The following is a 23,103-nucleotide window of genomic DNA, read 5'->3' on the forward strand; positions in this document are numbered from 1 at the left end:
AAAATCATTTGTGCTGCATCGCGGCGGCAACTGAGCCACCAGGAGCATAATTCACTATGTAACTGGGGTGAGCGACAAATCTGTCAGGAACAGATTTGAACGTCGCGGAGCGACGGCCCGTAAGGGCGAGTCTCAGGATGAGACGAGTAACTCAGCAGCCAACAAAGAGGCAGTGCAAAGGATGAAGTGAGAAAAGGATAATCAACACATGTTCACAGACACTATTAATAAGTGTGCGGCTAACGCTGCGCGCATCTCACGCCTGTCGGCAGCAAATCCTCTGGGTTTCTGGGTAAGCTCGGCCATGGCAGGGGCTTATGTCGGTCTCGGCATCATCCTGATTTTTACCCTCGGCAATCTGCTCGACCCCGCTGTGCGCCCGCTGGTAATGGGGGCAACCTTTGGTATTGCCTTAACACTGGTAATTATCGCCGGCTCCGAACTGTTTACCGGCCACACCATGTTCCTGACGTTGGGTGTCAAAGCGGGCACTATCAGCCAGGGACAAATGTGGGCGATTCTGCCGCAAACCTGGCTTGGCAACCTGGTGGGTTCGGTCTTCGTGGCGCTGCTGTACAGCTGGGGCGGTGGTAGTCTGCTGCCGGTGGATACCAGCCTCGTACATACCGTCGCCCTGGCAAAAACCACTGCGCCCGCCAGCGTCCTGTTCTTTAAAGGGGCGCTGTGTAACTGGCTGGTTTGCCTCGCCATCTGGATGGCGATTCGTACCGAAGGCGCGGCGAAGTTTCTGGCGATCTGGTGGTGTCTGCTGGCGTTTATTGCCTCCGGCTATGAGCACTCTGTCGCGAATATGACCCTGTTTGCGCTCTCCTGGTTTGGACATCACAGTGAGGCCTACACCCTTTCCGGAATCGGCCACAATCTGCTGTGGGTCACTCTGGGCAATACTTTGTCCGGTGCCGTGTTCATGGGATTAGGTTATTGGTATGCTACGCCAAAAGCGGAGCGCCCGGCTCCGCAAAAAAACAGCCAAATAAAGGTTACAGCCAACCATTAAGGGGTAATGTCGTGGATCATTTGCCTATTTTTTGTCAATTACGCGACCGCGACTGCCTGCTCGTCGGCGGCGGCGATGTCGCAGAACGCAAAGCACGGTTACTACTGGAAGCAGGCGCCCGTTTAACCGTTAACGCGCTGGCGTTTATTCCGCAGTTCACCGTGTGGGCAAATGAAGGCATGCTAACGCTGGTTGAGGGGCCCTTTGACGAGTCCCTGCTTGACCCCTGCTGGCTGGTGATTGCCGCGACCGATGACGATGCGGTTAACCAGCGCGTCAGCGAAGCGGCGGAAGCACGGCGCATTTTCTGTAATGTCGTCGATGCTCCCAAGGCCGCCAGCTTTATTATGCCCTCTATTATCGACCGCTCGCCGCTGATGGTCGCTGTCTCCTCTGGCGGCACCTCGCCAGTGCTCGCTCGTCTGTTACGTGAGAAGCTGGAATCTTTGCTGCCACAGCATCTCGGTCAGGTTGCGCGCTATGCAGGCCAACTCCGCGCCCGGGTGAAAAAACAGTTCTCTACCATGAGTGAACGCCGTCGCTTCTGGGAGAAGTTTTTCGTCAACGACCGGCTGGCGCAGTCGCTGGCGAATACCGATGAGAAGGCCGTTAACGAGACTACCGAGCAACTGTTTAGCGAACCACTGGATCACCGTGGCGAAGTGGTACTGGTCGGCGCCGGGCCGGGCGATGCCGGACTGCTCACGCTGAAAGGGTTACAACAGATTCAGCAGGCGGACATCGTGGTTTACGATCGCCTCGTCTCCGACGAGATTATGAACCTGGTCCGTCGCGACGCCGATCGGGTATTTGTGGGCAAACGCGCGGGCTACCACTGCGTCCCCCAGGAAGAAATCAATCAGATCCTGCTACGTGAAGCGCAAAAAGGTAAACGCGTGGTGCGTCTGAAAGGCGGCGATCCGTTTATCTTTGGCCGCGGCGGCGAAGAACTGGAAACGCTGTGTCATGCCGGTATCCCGTTCTCGGTGGTGCCCGGGATTACCGCCGCTTCCGGCTGTTCAGCTTATTCCGGTATCCCCCTTACCCACCGCGACTATGCGCAAAGCGTGCGGCTGGTAACGGGTCACCTGAAAACCGGCGGTGAACTGGACTGGGGAAACCTGGCCGCAGAAAAACAGACGCTGGTGTTCTACATGGGGTTAAACCAGGCCGCCACGATTCAGGAAAAACTGATCGCCTTCGGTATGCAGGCAGATATGCCGGTCGCGCTGGTGGAAAACGGTACCGCCGTGAAACAACGCGTAGTCAGCGGCGAGTTGTCGCAGCTCGGAGTTCTGGCAAAACAGGTTGCCAGCCCGGCGCTGATTATCGTGGGTCGTGTCGTTGGTCTGCGCGATAAACTAAATTGGTTCTCGAATCATTGATTAAATAAATGCCCTGACATTCAGGGCATTTATTATTTATCTGATAAGTTATTTTTTCTTACGTTACAATTAAATCACATTAAATTAATTTAACCAGTTTATCTGTATTTAGATAATCCTTATAAAAATCGCCAGATATTTCTCATATATCCCTTCATTGATAATCATCACAAATAATAGCTGACGCACTGCTCCCCGCGGTGGTATTGGGGAAATGAACTCTAAAATATAAACTACCCCTGAAATTATTATCCCCTCTCACCTTTTTCGTACCCTTCTTATATTAAGGATTTATTTATGCAAAGGAAAAAGCTGCTGGCTATTGGTATTGCCCTTGCCTTACAAACATCTTATTACCCTGCGATGGCGGCAGAAAATACCGATGATAATGAAAAATGCCCAACCAATATCGCCGAATTATCTAAATCTGAACGTGAAAAGCTCCCGGCAGCCTGTCTGCTCGTTAACAATAAAGATGACAATCATTGGGCATTGGCGGCGGGCGGCGTTGCAGTACTGGCTGCGGGCGTCGCACTCGGTGTACATAATAGCGATACTGACGGTAACGCACACAACAATAACCACAATCCGGTACCCGACAATGGCGGCGATGTCACCCCGACGCCACCTGACGATGGTGGCGATGTCACCCCGACGCCGCCTGACGATGGTGGCGATGTCACCCCGACGCCGCCTGATGATGGCGGCGATGTCACCCCGACGCCGCCTGACGATGGCGGCGATGTCACCCCGACGCCGCCTGACGATGGTGGCGATGTCACCCCGACGCCGCCTGACGATGGTGGCGATGATACGCCCGATGACGGCGGCGACACACCAACACCACCGGATGACACCTCCGTCACCACCTATAGCAACGGCGTCACGCTGGACAGAGGCCAGGATACTCTTCACTTCGACGATCTGGTGCTGGATAACGGCAAACACCTTGGCGCAGCCACGCTGAGCTATAGCGAACAGGATTCACAGTGGCAGCTCGCTACGGAAGACGGCAAAACGCTAAACGTTTCCGACTGGAACGTGACCGACGCCAATGCCGCCGTGCTGGAAGGTACTCAGGAGAACGGCCTCTACTGGAAGTATGATTCTCAGGGTTATCTCATTCTGGCAGACGAAGGCACCCAGGTCGTTACCGGTGATGACGCCTCTCATTCCGCCCAACAGGATCTGACGCTCAGCGGCGAGGGCAAAACGGGCATCATCCTTTCCGGGGACCGTACCCAAAATACGTTAAACGGCAATACCTCCATCAGTGATGGCGCGGTGGGTATCGTGATTTCCGGCGACGACACGCGTAACAGCATTGCGGGTAAGTCGACGATTGACGGCGGGATCGGCGCGCTGATCTCCGGCGATGACAGCCAGACAAAGATATCCGGCGGCATCAACGTTAGCGGCGGCGGTACCGGTTTGGTTATCGATGGTGAAAATATTACTATCGATAACCAGGGCGACTCCACCCTTACCGGCGCAAACACAGTGGGTTCTCTGGTGATTGGCAATAATGCCCATGTGATCAACGATGGCGTGTTAAACGTCGCAGACGGCGCCACGGGGGGCAAAATTGTTGGTAATGATGCCACAGTCTATAACATCGGTGATTCAACGGTGAGCGGCGCGAACACCACCGGGCTGGATATCGAGGGCGACCGCGCCACCATTGACAGCAAAGGTAAGCAAATCGTCTCCGATAACGCCACTGGCATCGATATTGAAGGTGATGATGCACAAGCCACCGTTTCCGGCGGTATCGACGTCACTGGCGGCGGCAAAGGCATGGTTATTAAGGGCAACAATGCCAGAATAGACAATACCGGCACCACCACGATCAGCGGCCAGGGCTCTGCGGGCATGGTGATTAGCGGTGAGAACGCCCGCCTCAACAATGACGGTGAACTATACGTTTCCGACGGCGGAACGGGCACCCTGATTAGCGGCAATGATGCGGTGGTGGACAACACTGGCCATGCCATCGTTGACGGCACGGGTTCCATCGGCCTGGCGATTAAAGGCGATAACGCACTGGTCGTCAGTGAAGGCGATCAGACCATCTCTGCGGGCGGTACAGGGATGCAAATCGACGGTAGTGATGCGCACGTCACCATTACCGGCGATATTGCGGTTGATGGCGCAGGCTCAGCCAGCACGGTTATCAATGGCGACAACGCAAACCTGATGCAGGCGGGCGATCTGCTTGTGACTAACGGTGCGCAGGGCATTGCCCTCGACGGCGAAAACAGCAGAGTCAGAAACACGGGTAATGCCACCGTGCTTAATGCCGACTCCGCAGGATTTACCATCGCCGGTAAACACAACACCTTTGATAACAAAGGTAACATTGCCGTTTCGCAAAACGGTACCGGCGCCAAAATTAACGGCGAAGACTCCACTGTTACCCTTGGCGGCGACATCACGGTGACGGCAGAGAAAGACGGTAATGACCAGTTCCGTGGCGCCACGGGGGTGGATATCTCCGGCGATAACAACACCACGACCATTACGGGTAACGTCAATATTGACGCCCACTTCGAGTCGGGTGATAAAGTAAACGCCAGCGATACGCTCAACGGCATTATCGTTGACGGCAACAACAACAATGTCACGCTTGACGGTACGCTCTCGCTTGATATGAGTGACCGTACCTCTGCTGATAGTATTGATACCTTTGGACTAGACGTGACGGGTGCAGGCAATACGGTCAATATTGAGCATGGTATTCAACTTAAATACAGCAGTACCGGAGATAGTTGGTCGCTGGTTTCGGGTATTAACATTGATGGCGCCAGCACCGTTACGCTCAGCGGAGATTCTTTGCTTGAACTTTCGAATATTCCCGGTGGCGGCCAGATACTGGCGGACATCCGCAATGGCGGGCAGTTGATCCTCAACGAAGACTCAACGCTTACCATCAACAAACAGATGAGCACCTCGAATTTTTACGACGATTACGCGATCCTGATGGCGGAAGGAGAGGGTTCCGTCATTAAGAACGAGGGCTCTATTACTAATAACGGAACCACGGCGCTGATGCATGCCGACAATGGCGCGCGCGTCGAAAATAGCGGCGACATCACCTCTTACACTCGCTCCGGCGGTATTGCCAGCAATGATGCCGTTATTGCCGCATCCGGTAAAAACACTACCGCAAATAATACCGCAGGCGGTAGCATCACGTTACTTTCGGAACATCACCCGGCTTCTTCGGACGGTATTGCAAAATTCCCGCTGGAGTGGGTCACGAACACCTACTATGCCCTGTTGGCCTATAACTATGGCGACGTCAGCAATGACGCCGGGGCGACGATTTCACTGTATGGCGCTGGCGTATATGGCGTATCGGCCTCAAAAGGCAATGCGCTAAATGCGGGCGATATCTATCTTGACGGATTTGTGCCCACGCTTGACGATGCGGGCAATATCACCGATAAAACTTACTGGTCGCCCTCTCTGCTCTATATGACCAGCGCAGCGATGGTTGCTGGTTCTACCGACAGTGGCCAGGGCGATGCCACCGCAATCAATACCGGCACTATTACCGTCAATAACGCTGGCTTCGGCATGATGGCGCTCAACGGCGGCACCGCGATAAACCAGGGCACCATCACCTTAACCGCCGACGAGGGCGTGACAAAAAGCGCGGAAAACCAACTGGTGGGCATGGTGGCGTTAAACGGCGGCACCGTGTTGAACGACACTACCGGGGTTATCAATATTGACGCCGCTTATGGCAAACCGTTCTATACCGACACCAGCAGCTTCGTAATTAACTATGGCACGATTTGTATCGGTGGCACTTGCCAGGATAGTGCCAGCTATAACCCCACCGACAGTAACGTCGCCGTTGCACTGCAGGACGGTGACGTCATTACCGCAGCAGGCGAAACGCTAAGCAACAAAGACGTCGTTACCGACCCAATGGCAACGGAAACTGTCCATGCCACCAACGCCGGTACGGTCAGCGGCGGCAAGCTCCTTGTTAATCAATACGGTGATGTCACCAATGAATCCACCGGCAATATCAGCACCGTAGATATTGCGGAAGGCGGCATCTACACCAACAACGGGACTACCGCTACCGTATCGGTTGATGGCGGCGTATTTAACAACACAGGGACTGTCACCGGGCTGACAGGGACCACCGTTGCCGGCTCGGTCATAAACAACAGCGGCACCATGGCCAGCGTTGAGCAGTGGACCAGTACCATGTACAACACCGGCATTGTTACCACCTGGAAAGGCGCGTCCGCTACCGCAGTGTTAAATAACAATGCCGGCGGGGTTATCAATACCCTAAAATTTACCGCTGCGGCAACGGTGAATAACTCAGGGGTAATTAAAAGCGGCTCTGTGGATAAAGGCGGTACCCTCAATAACCTCGAAGGCGGCGTCATCACGCTGGCAGACAACGGCTTGTGGTCAGGAACACTCAACAACTGGGGCACCATTAACGGCGATGCGGATATTGCCACCACGGGTAGCGGCCACACATTATATAACGGTGCCACCGGCGTCATTAATGGTCAAATCACCACCGCGAAAAACAGCGGCGGCAGTAAAGCGATTAACGACGGCACCATCAACATTGATAAAACCGGCAATGTGGCGATGTCGGCACACGGCAGCGCGAAGATGGTCAATAACGGCACCATCAATGTGGGGACCGAAGGTACCTCGCAAACCGGCATGGTCGGGATGCAACTGGAGTCCGACGCTAAATCTGACGGGGTGATCGAAAATAACGGTACCATTAATATCTATGCCAGCAATTCTTATGCTTTCAGCCAGTTGGGTAGCAACGGCCATATCGTTAACAACGGTACGGTCTATATTGATGACAGCGTAACGGGATCTGGCTTTATCAAGCAAACCGGAAAAACGGTTGAAGGCAGCGGCGAAGGCGGCGACGGTACAGAAGTACATTATGTTAATTACACCGCGCCGACAGAACCGACGGTTGATGATGGCTCGGCTGTCGTTAACACCAGTGAGGCGGCGGCATCGCAGGGAAGTAATGATCTCTCCGGTTACGTCGTCGGTACCAGCGCCAACGGTAGCAGCGGTAAGCTGATGGTCAGCAACGCCAGCATGAACGGCGTGGAGATCAACACTGGCTTTGCCGCCAGTACCGCCGACACCACCGTCACCTTTGATAACGTGGTGGAAGGCAGCAACCTCTCTGATGCCAGCGCGATTCAGTCCACCTCCGTGGTGTGGAACGCCCAGGGAAGCCAGGATAGCGACGGCAACGTCGATGTCACCATGACTAAAAACGCCTATGCGGATGTGGCAACCGACAGCAGCGTTTCTGATGTGGCACAGGCACTGGATGCGGGTTATACCAATAACGAGCTGTACACCAGCCTCAACGTTGGTACCACCGCTGAGTTGAATAACGCTCTGAAACAGGTCAGCGGCGCTCAGGCGACCACCGTGTTCCGCGAAGCCCGCGTATTAAGCAACCGCTTTACCATGCTGGCCGACGCGGCCCCGCAGATTAAAGACGGCCTGGCGTTTAACGTCGTGGCGAAAGGCGACCCGCGCGCCGAGCTGGGTAACGATACCCAGTACGACATGCTGGCGCTGCGTCAGAAAGTGGATTTCACCGAAAACCAGAACCTGACGCTGGAATACGGTATTGCCCGTCTGGACGGCGACGGTTCGCAGAAAGCCGGAGACAACGGCCTGACTGGCGGTTACAGCCAGTTCTTTGGCCTGAAGCACAGCATAACGTTTGATGAAGGCCTGGCCTGGAATAACAGCCTGCGTTATGACGTGCACAATCTCGACAGCAGCCGTTCGGTCTCTTATGGCGATGTAAGCAAAGTGGCCGACTCCGATGCTCGTCAGCAGTACATGGAGTTCCGCAGCGAAGGGGCAAAAACCTTCACGCTGATGGACAACGCGCTGAAAGTCACACCGTATGCCGGGGTGAAATTCCGCCACACGCTGGAAGGCGGCTACAAAGAGCGCAGTGCAGGTGATTTCAATCTGTCGATGAACTCTGGCAGCGAAACGGCGGTAGATTCCATTGTCGGTCTGAAGCTGGATTATATGAATGACAATGGCTGGAGCGCTAACGCCACGTTCGAAGGCGGCCCGAACCTGAGCTACAGCAAAAGCCAACGTACTGCCTCCCTCCAGGGCGCGGCAGGCCAGTCTTTCAGCGTGGATGACGGGCAGAAAGGCGGCGACGTGAACAGTATGGCGACAGTAGGCGTGAAGTACAGCAGCAGCGACGCCTCGCTACAGCTTGACGCTTACCAGTGGAAAGAGGACGACATTAGCGATAAAGGCTTTATGCTGAGCGTTAAGAAAACGTTCCGTTAAATACACGAAAATATATCGCACGCTCACAGGCCGCTTATTATTAAGCGGCCTTTTTTAAACCATAATTTCGGGAAAAGATGAAGTCCTTATTTGGACTACCTGTATGGTTTATTAATTGCTATCGTAACGTGCGCTAAATAAATTTTACGTTTATTTCATAAAATACTATTCGTTTTCTCAACAAGGATTTTGGCATGTTCAAATTTGTAAAAATTGCCGTTGTGGCAGGGGTTCTGGCGTCTTTGACCGCTTGTACAGGGCATATTGAAAACAAAAAAAACAACTGTAGCTACGATTACCTGCTGCACCCAGCAATTTCTATTTCTAAAATTATTGGTGGTTGCGGTCCAGCTGCCGATCAATAATAGAAACGTATTGCGCAGATACAAAAAAACCGGGAAATTCCCGGTTTTTTTACAGACCTGATAAATGATACAGCGCAGGTGTCTTATCCAACTTACGCTCTTTGGTAGGCCCGATAAACTAGCGTCATCGGGCAAAGCAATAACCGTTACGGTTTCGCCACAAAGCCAATAGCTTCGTAGACCGCTTTCAGCGTTTCTGCCGCACGCGCGCTGGCTTTTTCGGCCCCGTCTTTCATTACCTTCTGCAAGAAAGCGTCATCATTGCGGAAACGGTGATAGCGCTCCTGCAAGTCAGACAGCATTCCGGAAACCGCTTCCGCCACTTCACCTTTCAAATGGCCATACATTTTTCCTTCAAACTGTTTTTCCAGCTCAGGAATGCTTTGACCGGTCACGGCAGAAAGAATATCCAGTAGGTTAGAGACACCAGCCTTTTCTTTCACATCGTAACGCACTACCGGCGGCTCGTCGGAATCAGTTACCGCTCGTTTGATTTTCTTCACCACCGCTTTGGGATCTTCCAGCAGACCAATCACGTTATTGCGGTTGTCGTCCGATTTGGACATTTTTTTCGTCGGCTCCAGCAGCGACATCACGCGCGCCCCGGATTTTGGAATAAACGGCTCCGGCACTTTGAAAATATCGCCATACAATGCGTTAAAACGCTGGGCGATATCACGGCTGAGCTCCAGATGCTGCTTCTGATCTTCACCCACGGGCACCAGATTGGTCTGGTACAACAGGATATCCGCCGCCATCAGGACCGGATAATCAAACAGACCGGCGTTAATGTTTTCCGCATAGCGTGCAGACTTATCTTTAAACTGCGTCATGCGGCTAAGCTCGCCGAAATAGGTATAGCAGTTCAGCGCCCAGCCAAGTTGCGCATGTTCCGGTACATGGGACTGAACAAAGATAGTGCTCTTTTCAGGATCGATACCACATGCCAGATACAGCGCGAGCGTATCCAGCGTCGCCTTACGTAGCTGCTGCGCATCCTGACGGACAGTAATGGCATGTTGGTCGACAATGCAGTAGATGCAATGGTAGTCATCCTGCATATTTACCCACTGACGCAATGCGCCCATATAGTTGCCAATGGTCAATTCACCTGAGGGCTGTGCGCCACTAAAAACGATGGGCTTAGTCATTTTTTATTTCCTGATTATCGCTATGCGGAAGCCCAAGTGCGGGCAGAAGATCGTTAAAACTGTCATAAATGACATCCGGCTCGCTAAGGGCAATCGCTTCACCATAATTGTAGCCGTACGTCAGGCCAACCGAAGGGCAGCCGGCTGCTTTTGCAGCCTGAATATCATTACGCGAATCGCCGACGAAAAGCATCTGTTCCGGTGTAATACCCAGTCGGCTTGCTACCAGTAACAACGGCTCCGGATGCGGCTTCTTATTTTGCACATCATCGCCGCCGATAACTACGCTAAAGTATTTGGCGATATCAAGCCATTCCAGCAACGGCGCGACAAACGGCGTCGGCTTATTGGTCACCAGGCCTAATGGCAATCCACTGGCGTGTAGCGCGCCCAACGTGTCAGCGACGTGCGGAAATAAAAAGGTGCCCTCTTCCGCCACCTCGCCATAGTACCTGTCGAATAACTTACGCAGAAGGCGCACCTGCTCCCCGACAGGAATATCTTCATCAATGGGCGGTTTACCCATCGTCTTACGCAAGGCGTCGCGCTCCTCGCGAGCCCAGGCTAGCGCACGCTCCATCAATACATCCGCGCCGTTACCAATCCAGGTAATCACACGCTCCTCACCGGCGACAGGCAGTTCCAGCGCATATAGCGCCATATCAACCGCCCCGGCAAGACCCGGCGCGCTATCCACCAGCGTACCGTCAAGATCAAAAGCGACGCCCCGAATATTTTGCAACTTATTCATGACTTACCTTTGCCAGTTCACTACGCATTTCATCAATCACTTTTTTGTAGTCAGGCTTATCGAAGATTGCCGATCCCGCGACAAACATGTCCGCGCCTGCCGCGGCGATCTCGCCGATATTATTCACCTTCACGCCACCGTCCACTTCCAGACGAATATCGTAACCGGACTCATCAATCCGGCGGCGAACTTCGCGCAGCTTATCCAGCGTCTGCGGAATAAAAGACTGACCGCCGAAGCCCGGGTTTACGGACATCAGCAGGATGACATCCAGTTTGTCCATGACGTAATCGAGATAGCTCAGCGGCGTCGCCGGGTTGAACACCAGTCCCGCCTGACAACCGTGCTCTTTAATTAGCTGTAATGTGCGATCAACATGTTCAGAAGCTTCCGGGTGAAAGGTAATGATGCTTGCGCCAGCGGCGGCAAAGTCGGGCACGATACGGTCGACTGGCTTCACCATCAGATGCACGTCAATCGGTGCCGTAATTCCGTATTGACGCAGGGATTTCAGCACCATCGGGCCGATAGTCAGGTTCGGAACATAGTGATTGTCCATGACATCAAAATGTACGACATCAGCGCCGGCTGCCAGCGCTTTTGCGGTGTCTTCGCCCAGGCGGGCAAAATCAGCCGACAGAATTGAGGGGGCAATCAAATACTGCTTCATCCGCTTCTCCTTGAGAATTATTTTTTTGCGGGTGAAACGACTCCTGGTTGGTACAAAGCCAGCAGTTCGTCCACCTTTTTACGTGTGCCGCCGTTGCTGCTTATACTGCGTCGAACTTTGACAACATGCAATTTTGCGAGTTGATACCACTCGCGCGTTAGTGCCGTATCATGGTTGGAAATGAGCACTGGTATCCGGTTACTGACCAGATTCTCAGCGATTTCTGCCAGATGCGCTTGTTGCGTCAGGCTAAAGCTATTCGTGTGATACGCCGTGAAATTAGCCGTGGCGGACAACGGCGCGTAAGGCGGATCGCAATAGACTACCGACGACGTGTCCGCACGCGCCATACTGTCTGCGTAGGATTCGCAGTAAAAGAATGCATTCTGCGCTTTTTCTGCAAAGTGGTACAACTCCGCTTCCGGGAAGTAGGGCTTTTTATAACGACCGAACGGGACATTAAATTCGCCGCGTAAGTTATAACGACAGAGTCCGTTATAGCCGTAGCGATTCAGATATAAAAACAGCACCGCCCGACGAAAAGGGTCCTGACAAGCATTGAACTCCTCGCGGAGCTGGTAATAGACTTCGGCCTGGTTGGTTTCAGGCATAAACAGCTCACGCGAAGCCTGTACGTACTCGTCGGTACGTAACTTCACAATGTTATAGAGGCTAATAAGGTCGCTGTTGATATCGGCGAGGATATAACGCGAAAAATCGGTATTAAGAAATACCGATCCGGCACCCACGAAGGGTTCAACCAGACACTCACCTTTTGGCAAATGCCGTTTGATGTCATCAAGCAGAGGATATTTCCCCCCTGCCCACTTCAAAAAAGCGCGATTTTTTTTCATGCTGACTAACTAATTACACCTTCTCCGGCTGTGGAGAAAGCTCCGACAGCATCCTGCGCTTTAGGCTGTGCCGCGTTGCTTTACGGCGCATTTGGCGGTAACAAATGCGCCCCTCGCGCTTGTCCTGAACAAGAATAGCTGTCAGCGACACTCACAGGCAATTGCAGGACACAGCCTGGATTATTTCAGATCGGCCTGAACCTGATGCAACGGTTTTGCCCACGGGTTTTTTGCCTGCACGTCAGCAGGTAATGTGGACACTGCACGTTTAGCATCTTCCTTCGATGCATACACCCCGGTTACCAGCACATACCACGGTTGTCCATTACGCGTCGTCTCGTATACCACATAATTTTTCAGGTTCTCTTTCTTCGCCCAACCATTCAGGTTGTTATAGTTTGAAGAACTACTGAGCTGCAACGTATAGTGGCTGGATGGCGCGCTTTTTAACTCGCCAACATTGCCTGCGCTTTTCCCGCCGCCTGCGACAGGCGTCGTAGAGGCTTGCGCGGGTTTCGCAGTTTGTACCGGCGCGGCGTTTGCTGTCGCTTTCGGCGCAGCCGCTGGCGCAGGGGCTGTGGTAGCCGCTTTCGGCGTCGCGGCTGGCGCTGCCGGTTCCGTACGTTTCACCGGTGCAGCAGGTTTCTTCGGCTCAGCGGTCGTCGTTTTCGCCGTTGCCTGCGGTTTCTTAGGTTCAATGACGGCCTGCTTACGTTCCGGGCGCGTGGTATGACGTTCGGCAGGTTCGCTAGCTGCCGCCTGACGCGACACACTACCATTACGAACCGGCGCGACGGTTGCAGGCTCGGTCGGCAATGTAGAGTTCACCGCAACGTTGTTCATCTGCTCCGGATTCTGCGTCAGAGCGTTATTCAGATCGCCCTGTACTTCCACGCGCTGCTGACCGTCAGTAACGACAGGCGACTGTCCCTGCGTCGGCGTTGAAGAAATCGGCGGCAATGAAATATCCTGCGACGTAGTGCCTACCGTTTGTTCAGCGGAAGTCGTACCCGGCGCTGGCTGGGTCGCATTCGCCTGATCGGCAGCGTTACCAGAAAGATCGATACTCTTTTCACCAGAAGCCGATGGCTCGCCGGAAGAGGTTGAGGGGGCTTTCAGCGCAGAACCGATACCGATAATCAACAGCAGCAGCACCAGCACGCCAACGCCCATCATCATATACTGGCGAGAGGCTGGCTTATGGACCGCTTTTTTACGCTTACGCGGACGACGTTCTACACGCGCCTCGTCCACCGTATCGTCTTCATCGGATTCGTACTCTTCTTCGACTTCAGGTTCTTCATTACGCGCCTGACGCGCACGCGTCGGACGGCGCTCGTCGGCGTCCAGATCAACGTCATCGAAGTTGATCTGCGGCTCATTATCACGTTCTGAAGATTGACGAGAACGACCAGTCCGACGATCGCTGGGATCGGGTTTCAGCTCGTCTTCTGGTTTGAATTCATCCATTTAACACCCCACTCAAAGGTTAATGCTGACAACATTGCACATAACCTGAAGCTAAAAAACTGATATCTACAGCGATATCAGTCTGACCTTTCTTGTTGTTACGCCTGCTGGCAGTCAGCAATGGCGCTAAGAACGACTTCGTGCGACACTCCGCCGCGGACTTCGCTTTTCCCTATGGCCAGGGGAAGCACTAAACGCAGTTCTCCCGCCAACACTTTTTTATCTCGCAGCATGTGCGGCAAATAGGCCTGAGCGGACATCTCGCGAGGGCCGTTGACAGGCAGTCCGGCTCGTTTAAGCAGAGCAATGATGCGCTGCGTATCGGCAGAGTTAAACTGTCCCAGACGCTCAGATGTGCGCGCCGCCATCACGATACCTGCAGCAACGGCTTCGCCATGTAACCAATTGCCATACCCCATTTCTGCTTCAATGGCGTGGCCAAAGGTATGTCCAAGATTCAGTAAAGCACGTAAGCCTGCTTCACGCTCGTCGGCGGCAACAACTTCCGCTTTCAGCTCACAACAACGACGAATACAGTATGCCATTGCCGGGCCGTCCAGACGCAGTAACGCTTCCAGATTATCCTCAAGCCAGTTAAAGAAGTTAGCGTCAAGTATGATGCCGTACTTGATCACCTCTGCCAGCCCCGACGCCAGTTCGCGTGCGGGGAGCGTTTTCAGGCAATCAAGATCGACGACCACGGAGACAGGTTGGTAAAACGCGCCAATCATGTTTTTACCAAGGGGATGGTTGACGGCGGTTTTCCCGCCAACGGACGAGTCAACCTGCGACAGTAGAGTGGTCGGCACCTGAATGAAGCGAACACCTCGCTGGTAGCTGGCCGCCGCGAAACCGGTGAGATCGCCAATCACGCCGCCGCCAAGCGCGACCAGCGTGGTATCACGACCATGCGGCTTTTGCAGTAACGCCGTAAACACCGTATCCAGCACCGCCAGGCTCTTATACTGTTCGCCGTCCGGGAGAATCACGCTGTCTACGTTAACGCCCGCCCGTTCAAGTACGCCACGTACCTTATCCAGATAAAGCGGTGCCAGGGTTTCATTGGTCACTAACATGACCTGATCGCCCGACGTCAGCGGTAAGAATGAAGCTGGTTCGTTAAACAAACCAGCCGCGATGGTGATCGGGTAACTACGTTCCCCGAGAGTGACTGTAATCCTCTCCATGACGCGACATCCACCTTAGTTACTTGTACCCGCTTACCCAGCGTATTCTGCTTGAATTAGTTGCTTTCCAGCATATGAATAATCTGGTTTGCCACAACCTTAGCACTTTGATCATCGGTGCGAATGGTGACATCAGCAATCTCTTCATACAGCGGATTGCGTTCGTTAGCCAGCGCTTCCAGAACTTCACGAGGCGGCGCCTCCACCTGCAACAGCGGGCGCTTTTTATCACGTTGCGTGCGCGCCAGTTGTTTTTCGATGGTCGTTTCAAGGTAAACCACGACGCCACGTGCGGAGAGACGGTTACGCGTTTCACGCGATTTTACAGAGCCACCGCCGGTTGCCAGCACAATACCCTGTTTTTCCGTCAATTCGTTGATAACTTTTTCTTCACGATTACGGAAGCCGTCTTCACCTTCAACATCGAAGACCCAGCCCACATCAGCTCCGGTTCGTTTCTCAATCTCTTGATCAGAATCGTAAAATTCCATATTGAGTTGTTGAGCTAACTGGCGCCCAATAGTGCTTTTTCCGGCACCCATAGGCCCAACCAGAAAGATATTGCGTTTCTCTGCCATTTTTTCGGTACTACTAAGACTATTCGTTAATGGTAAACCCGCTTCACAGACACCCAGCGCAGCAGGACATGAACTGAAACCTCATAAGATATTGCGAGAGTCAGACTGAAAATTATCTCAATACTCAAGCGGGTTTGGCAACTGAATAAATCACCAAGCCTGATTGTTGCAAAACCCGAGTTAGCATTGCCGGATGGTGGCCAGAACAACATATCCGACCTACAAATTGTTATAATTTCAAACAATTGTGTGCAATCCGCAGAACCAGGAAGTCTGCCTCAGCGGACATTCCGCCGTTTATCATCGGTCTTATGCACACCTTCGGCAAGGCAAAGCGCATTCATCAATGCGTAAGCAACGAAAAGCACGACTCTCAAATCGGTACTCCTTGTATGCTAAATACCTCCGCACGTCAAATGCCTGAGACACGTTCAGTGCAAAAACAGCGCTTTTTTATGCATAAATTATTCTGTCGCCACCAGTCTGGGGGTAATAAACACCACCAGCTCACGTCGCTCATCTTCTTTGCCATCATGGCGAAAGAGCTGGCCAAGCCAGGGAATATCCCCCAACATCGGCACGCTATCGCTTCCCGATTTATTTTTTCGCGAGAAAATCCCCCCCAGCGCCAGAGTCTCGCCGCTTTTCACCTCTACCTGCGTTTCAATTTCCTGTTTATCTATCGCCAGCACTTCGCCGTCAGCCTGTTGTAGCACTTGACCGGGGACATTCTGGCTGATACGCAGCTTCAGGCGAATACGCCCTTTTGACAAAACGGTAGGTGTGACCTCCATCCCCAGCACCGCTTCTTTAAATTCAACAGATGTCGCGCCGCTTTCACCACTGGAGACCTGATAAGGTATTTCACTGCCTTGCTTAATACTGGCTGGCTGCAAATGCGAAGCCAGCAGCCGGGGACTGGCAATGATATCCAGCTGCTGCTTTTGTTCCAGGGCTGATAGTTCTAAATCCAGCAGGCGCCCGTTAATGCGCCCAATGTTGAACCCTACGCGTGAAGTGGCGGCGGCGACCGATAAATCGCTGGAAAGCGTCGTCACGTCGCCCACCGCTCCCGCTTGCGGCGCGTCAGCCAGCGTCCACTTCACCCCCAGTTCCCGCAGACTCTTTTCGTTAATAGTGACGATATGCGCCGCCAGTTCAACCTGCGCCACCGGAAGATCCATTTGCGCGACCCATTTTTCCATCTCTGCCAGAACCGCACGGTTATCGCGTAGCAACAATCGGTTAGTGCGTTTATCCACCATGATGGTTCCCTTCGCGCTCAAAAGTTTTTCGCCTGCTTTGGCTAGCTCTGCGGCGTCAGCGTACTGCAGACCAATACTGCGGTTTTCCAGAGGTAAATTAGCCTGACGCCGTAACCGCTCGGAATCCTGGCGCGCACGATTTTCGTTTTGCCAGGCCTGCGAATGAACATAGAGGATAGTCCCCTCCTGCCGCAGTACCAGCCCCGCACTGCTCACTACCGTTTGTAACGCTTGTTTCCACGGAACCTCTGTCAAATGCAGCGATAGCGTACCGCTGACATCCGGCGACACCACCAGGTTTTGACGTTCCTGTTCGGCTAAGGCCTGTAAAACCTGCACGACAGGTACGTCATCAACGATCAGTGTTACTTTTGCCGCTTTTCCCGCCTGCGCGGCGGGTATCAAGACCATCAGTATTACTGCTATCCATCGCTTCATTGCTTTTTCCCTGACGTAGCCACTGCCATTGCGGCGGCGCACACTTTTCACCCATTGTTAACGTTAAGGCGTGCGCCGTCAGGCGAACAATCGTCCAGCCGTTTTCCAGCGTCTGCCCCTCTTCTACTCGCCGCCATTTTTGCTGGCTATCCTGAAGGATGCCTATCCATCGCGCCTCTTTACGTACTACGCCCTGATACCGCCACTGCGGAAGCTCCGCTATCCGGCAGCGATCTTCCGGTGGACGAAAGGGATCGCGCATTCCGGTCAACGTCAGCAGACAAACACAGACCAATACACTGCGGTTAGCCTTCATTGGCCAGGCGCTCCAGTTGCAGCGTCATCAATAATGCTCCCTCTTCTATTCGCAATGAGAACTGACGTACGCCCATCTCGCTTTCCGCCAGCCGGGAAAATAGCGGCGGCACCGCCTCCCAGGCGACTTTCAACGCCATTTCACCGCCCTGCGCCGACGGCTGCCAGTGCAGCAAACGCAGGGAAGGCGACTGGAAATCTAACGGTGAAAAAGGACGCGCGCCTTTCGTTATTTGTTCAATAAAGGGGCCATCCGCAGCGGTTAAACGACGCAGGATACGCCATTGTTGTTGGACGGTGTCGCGCTGCTGGCGTAACCGCGCCTGTTGCATATCCAACGTCTGCCAGCCGGGATAGCACAGCAATAGCGCTGCCGTCAGCGATAGACACACCACGCCAGCGCCCCAACAGAAAACCCGATCACGGCGAGACATTCCGCACCAGATATCAAAGAGTATGTTCATGTGCAGCGTTCCTTAACTGGTAATGAAACTGCCAGCGCCCTTGTGCGTCCTGCCGCGTTGTGCCTGTGCGGCTTAGCGGAAAACGGGCGTAATGACGCAGCGATGTCTCAAGCATTCTCAGGTCGTCAAATGTGTTCGCCATCCCTTCCAGCTCTAGTGTTCCTTGCTGGTAATGCAAACTTGTCAGCCATGCCTGCTCAGGTAACAGATTGGCAAGCCCGGTCAGGATAGGCTGCCAGCATTGGGTTTGCTCACGCTGCGCCTGGGATTGTAATCGCGCCTGATGCTGCCGCTGACGCTGCTGTAACCGTGGCATGTTCGCCGCCAGAGCCGTCGCGCGTCCGTTTTCCGCTGCCAGCAACAGATCGTTAACCTTCTCTTCCTGCAAAAAAACTGACCTGCCGATCATCGCGAGACTGACTATCAGTAGCAGAGATGCGCCCCATATCACACACCACAGCTGTAGACGCGCCACGTAACGTTGATGCCGCCAGGGAAGCAAATTAATGGAACGTGCCATCAGCGAATCTCTCCCATCGCTAAACCGATCGCAATCGCAAAGCGGTGACCGTCAGACGGCACCGGCGGTTGGCGAACGGTCACGGCGCACCAGGGGTCGAATTCACCTTCAGCGCATAATGCGATATGTTCCGGCATCACGGATAACATTGCGGCAAGGTCATGTAGTGTTGCCGCCTCTCGTGTTGATTTACGCCCCCACGCATAGCGCGTCGCCCACAGCCACTGACGCTCATCACGCCAGGCCAGACATTGCCGTCCCGGCGGTAGAAAAGTCAGTAACCGCTGTAATGCGCTGGCATCGGGCGTTACAGCGGCGATCCGCACATTGATCATGGGTGCCAGCATCAGCAGCGTAGAAATATCTTTGCTTTGCGCGGCGGTAACACTGAACGCCGGACTCAGCGCATCGTCCTGAAAATCGAAGCGTAATAAGTCCGGATCCATATCCAGCTCACGCGCCACCGTTTGCGAAAGCCATACGGCTTGTTCGCGTTCGCGCAGGCGCATCGGCGGATGGGGAAAAGCACGTTGGAGTGTCCGATGTGCGGGAAAAGAGAGGTGAATACGATGACGTAGCGGCAGTTCGCGGCTCCAGGGCCGTAGTACATCAGCCAATGGTTGCAGGTCAGGAATCCCCCCTTCGGCCGTGGAGACGTTCATCAGCGGCAGCCGCCACCAGCGTTGTAGAGACCAGCCCGATGCGCCGCGAACAATAGCCACCGCGAGCGCTTCTTGCTGCTGAATATGCAATCCTATTTGCCAGGTTTTAAAAGCCATAACGACCGATCTCCTTATCACCCGTCGCGTTAACGGGTATATCAATGCGTCTGGCTTGCCTTTATACTACCGCGCGTTTGTTTATAAACTGCCCAAATGACACTAAATGGGAAATCTCCAGTGAAGTTCGTAAAGTATTTATTAATCCTTGCAGTATGTTGCATCCTGCTGGGAGCAGGCTCGATTTATGGCCTTTATCGCTATATTGAGCCGCAGCTGCCTGACGTCGCGACATTGAAAGATGTGCGTTTGCAAATTCCGATGCAGGTTTACAGCGCGGATGGCGAACTTATCGCGCAATATGGCGAAAAACGCCGTATTCCCGTTACGCTCGATCAAATTCCACCAGAAATGATCAATGCTTTTATTGCGACCGAAGATAGCCGCTTTTATGAGCATCACGGTGTTGACCCGGTAGGTATTTTCCGCGCGGCCAGCGTCGCGCTCTTCTCCGGTCACGCATCGCAAGGGGCAAGTACCATTACCCAGCAGTTGGCGCGAAACTTCTTCCTCAGCCCGGAACGCACGCTGATGCGCAAGATCAAGGAAGCTTTTCTGGCGATTCGTATTGAACAGTTGCTGAATAAAAATGAGATTCTTGAACTCTATCTGAACAAGATTTATCTCGGCTACCGCGCCTATGGCGTTGGCGCAGCGGCGCAGGTCTATTTTGGCAAGACGGTCGATCAACTAACGCTGAGCGAAATGGCGGTTATCGCCGGACTGCCTAAAGCGCCCTCCACCTTTAACCCGCTCTATTCAATGGATCGGGCGACAGCACGCCGTAATGTGGTGCTCTCGCGTATGTTAAGCGAGGGATATATTACTCAGTCGCAGTACGATCAGGCCCGTAGCGAACCTATCGACGCCAATTACCACGCGCCGGAAATCGCCTTTTCCGCCCCTTATCTGTCGGAAATGGTGCGTCAGGAGATGTATAACCGTTATGGCGAAAGCGCGTATGAAGACGGTTATCGTATTTACACAACCATCACCCGCAAAGTGCAGCAGGCCGCGCAACAAGCGGTACGTAATAACGTACTGGACTACGACATGCGCCACGGCTATCGAGGCCCGGCGAATGTGCTGTGGAAAGTGGGCGAAACGGCGTGGGACAGCAAAAAAATTACCGATACACTGAAAGCGTTGCCGACCTACGGCCCGCTGCTTCCCGCCGTGGTCACCAGCGCCACCCCACAGGAAGCGACCGCGACGCTTGCCGATGGCACGTCCGTTTCGCTCCGTATGGAAGGAATGCGTTGGGCGCGGCCTTACCGCTCGGATACACAGCAAGGGCCAACGCCGCGTAAAGTGACTGATGTTGTCCAGACAGGCCAACAAATCTGGGTTCGTCAGGTGGATAATGACTGGTGGCTGGCGCAAGTGCCGGAAGTGAACTCCGCGCTGGTTTCCCTTAACCCGCAAACCGGCGCGGTGCTGGCGCTGGTTGGCGGTTTCGATTTTAACCAGAGTAAATTTAACCGCGCGACACAAGCGCTGCGTCAGGTGGGGTCGAATATCAAGCCGTTCCTCTACACCGCCGCAATGGATAAAGGGCTTACCCTCGCCAGTATGCTCAACGATGTGCCGATTTCCCGCTGGGATGCCGGAGCAGGTTCAGACTGGCGCCCGAAAAACTCCCCACCGCAGTATGCCGGGCCGATTCGTTTACGCCAGGGGCTGGGACAGTCGAAAAACGTAGTGATGGTACGCGCAATGCGTGCAATGGGCGTCGACTATGCAGCGGAGTATCTGCAACGCTTCGGCTTCCCGGCGCAGAATATCGTGCATACTGAATCGCTGGCACTGGGATCTGCTTCCTTTACGCCTATGCAGGTTGCACGCGGTTATGCAGTAATGGCGAATGGCGGTTTCCTGATAGATCCGTATTTCATCAGTAAGATTGAGAACGATCAGGGCGGTGTGATCTTCGAAGCTAAGCCGAAAATCGCCTGCCCGGAGTGCGATATCCCGGTCATTTACGGCGATACGCAGAAATCCAATGTACTGGAAAACACCAACGTAGAAGAAGTCGCGGTGTCGCAAGAGCAGCAAAACAGCGCCGTACCGATGCCTAAACTGGAACAGGCAAACCAGGCGCTGGTGGCGCAAAACGGTACGCAAGAATACGCGCCGCATGTGATCAATACGCCGCTGGCGTTTCTGATCAAAAGCGCTCTGAACACCAATATTTTTGGTGAACCCGGCTGGATGGGGACTGGCTGGCGCGCAGCGCGTGACCTTAAACGCCGCGATATTGGCGGCAAAACCGGGACGACCAACAGCTCAAAAGACGCATGGTTCTCCGGCTATGGCCCTGGCGTCGTGACTTCCGTCTGGATCGGTTTTGACGATCACCGTCGCGATTTAGGCCGCACTACCGCCTCCGGCGCGATCAAAGATCAGATTTCCGGCTATGAAGGCGGCGCGAAGAGTGCGCAACCGGCATGGGACGCCTATATGAAAGCCGTGCTGGAAGGTGTGCCGGAACAGCCGCTTACGCCGCCGCCGGGGATCGTCACGGTGAATATTGACCGCAGTACCGGCCAACTGGCGAACGGCGGCAATAGCCGTGAAGAGTATTTCATTGAAGGCACGCAGCCGACACAGCAGGCGGTGCATGAGGTAGGCACCACCATTATTGATAATGGTGAATCGCACGAACTGTTCTGATCAAAAAAGGCGCTCCGGCGCCTTTTTATTTTGTTTGCCGGATGGCGGCATACAATGAGAGACACTTTCCGTAGGCCTGATCAGCGCAGCGCCATCAGGCCATCCGACCCTGCGATTTCAGCCACTCGCGCACCAGAAACAGCGCACTGACGTTACGGGCTTCGTTGAAATCGGGTTCTTCCAGCAGCTCCATGATATGCGCCAGCGGCCAGCGTACCTGCGGCAACGGTTCAGGTTCATCGCCTTCCAGCGATTCTGGATAGAGATCTTCGGCCACCACAATATTCATTTTGCTGGAAAAATAAGAAGGCGCCATGCTCAGTTTTTTTAAGAATGTCAGATTATGCGCACCAAATCCGACCTCTTCTTTTAGCTCCCGGTTCGCCGCTTCAAAAACGGTCTCGCCTGGGTCAATCAATCCTTTAGAGAAGCCAAGCTCATAGGATTCGGTGCCCACCGCATATTCTCGAATAAGAATCAGATGCTCATCAATGATCGGCACAATCATTACCGCCTCACGGGTTGATGGTCGCATACGTTCATACACGCGACGCACGCCGTTGCTGAACTCCAGATCCACACTTTCTACGTTAAACAGCCGGGATTGGGCGACAGTTTCCACTTTCAGAATGGTGGGTTTTTGTAATGATTTGCGCATTATGAGAATCTTTGCCGTGAAATCTGTGGTCATTGTGCGACATACCGCACGGTTTCGGCAATGTGAATTGCCGTTTATTTACATTTATGTAACGTAATAAAAATTAATTCTTATTTCAAATTAAAAGTCAATAGGTTGAAATAACTCCAGGAATTTGCTGATATTCCGTTTTTGGTGGTATTGCTATGATTTGCCTTCACTGGGATGCGCTTTA

At 53.6% G+C, this 23,103-nt stretch carries 18 protein-coding genes; 5 read left to right on the forward strand and 13 right to left on the reverse strand.

Annotated features, from left to right (window positions below; genetic code table 11):
- Positions 1-208: 208 nt before the first annotated feature.
- The 4 genes from nirC to SBG_RS16030 all read left to right on the forward strand — a co-directional run bounded on the left by nirC (position 209) and on the right by SBG_RS16030 (position 9,116).
- Positions 209-1,018 (forward strand): nitrite transporter NirC, encoded by an 810-nt coding sequence (gene nirC / locus SBG_RS16015; protein ID WP_000493582.1) that lies wholly within the window; start codon positions 209-211, stop codon positions 1,016-1,018.
- A gap of 11 nt (positions 1,019-1,029) precedes the next feature.
- Positions 1,030-2,403, forward strand: coding sequence for a siroheme synthase CysG (cysG, locus tag SBG_RS16020; protein WP_000349910.1), 1,374 nt, complete (start codon positions 1,030-1,032; stop codon positions 2,401-2,403).
- Positions 2,404-2,700: 297 nt separating this feature from the next.
- Positions 2,701-8,751 (forward strand): BigA/YdbA N-terminal beta-barrel domain-containing protein, encoded by a 6,051-nt coding sequence (locus tag SBG_RS16025; protein WP_001189072.1) that lies wholly within the window; start codon positions 2,701-2,703, stop codon positions 8,749-8,751.
- A 194-nt stretch (positions 8,752-8,945) separates the two neighbouring features.
- Complete coding sequence (locus SBG_RS16030) at positions 8,946-9,116, forward strand: YhfL family protein (protein WP_000472322.1); 171 nt, start codon at positions 8,946-8,948, stop codon at positions 9,114-9,116.
- 146 nt (positions 9,117-9,262) lie between these two features.
- On the opposite strand, the gene trpS is transcribed toward SBG_RS16030, so the two are convergent.
- From trpS to SBG_RS16090, 12 genes are all read right to left on the reverse strand, one after another.
- Positions 9,263-10,267, reverse strand: coding sequence for a tryptophan--tRNA ligase (gene trpS / locus SBG_RS16035; RefSeq protein WP_000165557.1), 1,005 nt, complete (start codon positions 10,265-10,267; stop codon positions 9,263-9,265).
- A complete protein-coding gene (gph, locus tag SBG_RS16040) occupies positions 10,260-11,018 on the reverse strand; it encodes a phosphoglycolate phosphatase (protein WP_001038044.1) in 759 nt (252 codons plus the stop codon). Before gph ends, trpS begins: the two co-directional genes overlap by 8 nt.
- Positions 11,011-11,688, reverse strand: a complete 678-nt coding sequence (rpe, locus tag SBG_RS16045; RefSeq protein WP_000816288.1) for a ribulose-phosphate 3-epimerase — start codon at positions 11,686-11,688, stop codon at positions 11,011-11,013. The genes gph and rpe overlap by 8 nt, the downstream gene beginning before the upstream one ends.
- A gap of 17 nt (positions 11,689-11,705) precedes the next feature.
- A complete protein-coding gene (gene dam / locus SBG_RS16050) occupies positions 11,706-12,542 on the reverse strand; it encodes an adenine-specific DNA-methyltransferase (protein WP_000742130.1) in 837 nt (278 codons plus the stop codon).
- A 180-nt stretch (positions 12,543-12,722) separates the two neighbouring features.
- Positions 12,723-14,012 (reverse strand): cell division protein DamX, encoded by a 1,290-nt coding sequence (damX, locus tag SBG_RS16055; RefSeq protein ID WP_000343154.1) that lies wholly within the window; start codon positions 14,010-14,012, stop codon positions 12,723-12,725.
- A 98-nt stretch (positions 14,013-14,110) separates the two neighbouring features.
- On the reverse strand, positions 14,111-15,199 hold the full coding sequence (gene aroB / locus SBG_RS16060) for a 3-dehydroquinate synthase (RefSeq protein ID WP_000439831.1): 1,089 nt from the start codon (positions 15,197-15,199) through the stop codon (positions 14,111-14,113).
- Positions 15,200-15,255: 56 nt separating this feature from the next.
- Positions 15,256-15,777, reverse strand: a complete 522-nt coding sequence (gene aroK, locus SBG_RS16065; protein WP_000818621.1) for a shikimate kinase AroK — start codon at positions 15,775-15,777, stop codon at positions 15,256-15,258.
- A gap of 464 nt (positions 15,778-16,241) precedes the next feature.
- Positions 16,242-17,480 carry a DNA uptake porin HofQ gene (hofQ, locus tag SBG_RS16070; RefSeq protein WP_000832847.1) on the reverse strand — a complete coding sequence of 413 codons (1,239 nt, stop codon included), beginning with the start codon at positions 17,478-17,480 and terminating at the stop codon, positions 16,242-16,244.
- Positions 17,395-17,796 (reverse strand): HofP DNA utilization family protein, encoded by a 402-nt coding sequence (locus tag SBG_RS16075; RefSeq protein WP_000646745.1) that lies wholly within the window; start codon positions 17,794-17,796, stop codon positions 17,395-17,397. The genes hofQ and SBG_RS16075 overlap by 86 nt, the downstream gene beginning before the upstream one ends.
- Entirely contained in the window at positions 17,786-18,259 is a 474-nt protein-coding gene (locus SBG_RS16080) for a HofO family protein (protein ID WP_001022984.1), read from the reverse strand. Before SBG_RS16080 ends, SBG_RS16075 begins: the two co-directional genes overlap by 11 nt.
- Entirely contained in the window at positions 18,243-18,779 is a 537-nt protein-coding gene (locus SBG_RS16085; RefSeq protein ID WP_000124355.1) for a PilN domain-containing protein, read from the reverse strand. Before SBG_RS16085 ends, SBG_RS16080 begins: the two co-directional genes overlap by 17 nt.
- Positions 18,779-19,558, reverse strand: coding sequence for a hypothetical protein (locus tag SBG_RS16090; RefSeq protein WP_000874756.1), 780 nt, complete (start codon positions 19,556-19,558; stop codon positions 18,779-18,781). Before SBG_RS16090 ends, SBG_RS16085 begins: the two co-directional genes overlap by 1 nt.
- Positions 19,559-19,678: 120 nt before the next feature.
- On the opposite strand from SBG_RS16090, the gene mrcA reads away from it, so the two are divergent.
- Positions 19,679-22,231, forward strand: coding sequence for a peptidoglycan glycosyltransferase/peptidoglycan DD-transpeptidase MrcA (gene mrcA, locus SBG_RS16095; RefSeq protein WP_000673827.1), 2,553 nt, complete (start codon positions 19,679-19,681; stop codon positions 22,229-22,231).
- A gap of 94 nt (positions 22,232-22,325) precedes the next feature.
- Here mrcA and nudE read toward each other — a convergent pair whose 3' ends face one another.
- Positions 22,326-22,889 (reverse strand): ADP compounds hydrolase NudE, encoded by a 564-nt coding sequence (nudE, locus tag SBG_RS16100; protein ID WP_001232295.1) that lies wholly within the window; start codon positions 22,887-22,889, stop codon positions 22,326-22,328.
- Positions 22,890-23,103 lie beyond the last annotated feature (214 nt).

It is taken from the genome of Salmonella bongori NCTC 12419, from assembly GCF_000252995.1.
Taxonomy (GTDB): domain Bacteria; phylum Pseudomonadota; class Gammaproteobacteria; order Enterobacterales; family Enterobacteriaceae; genus Salmonella; species Salmonella bongori.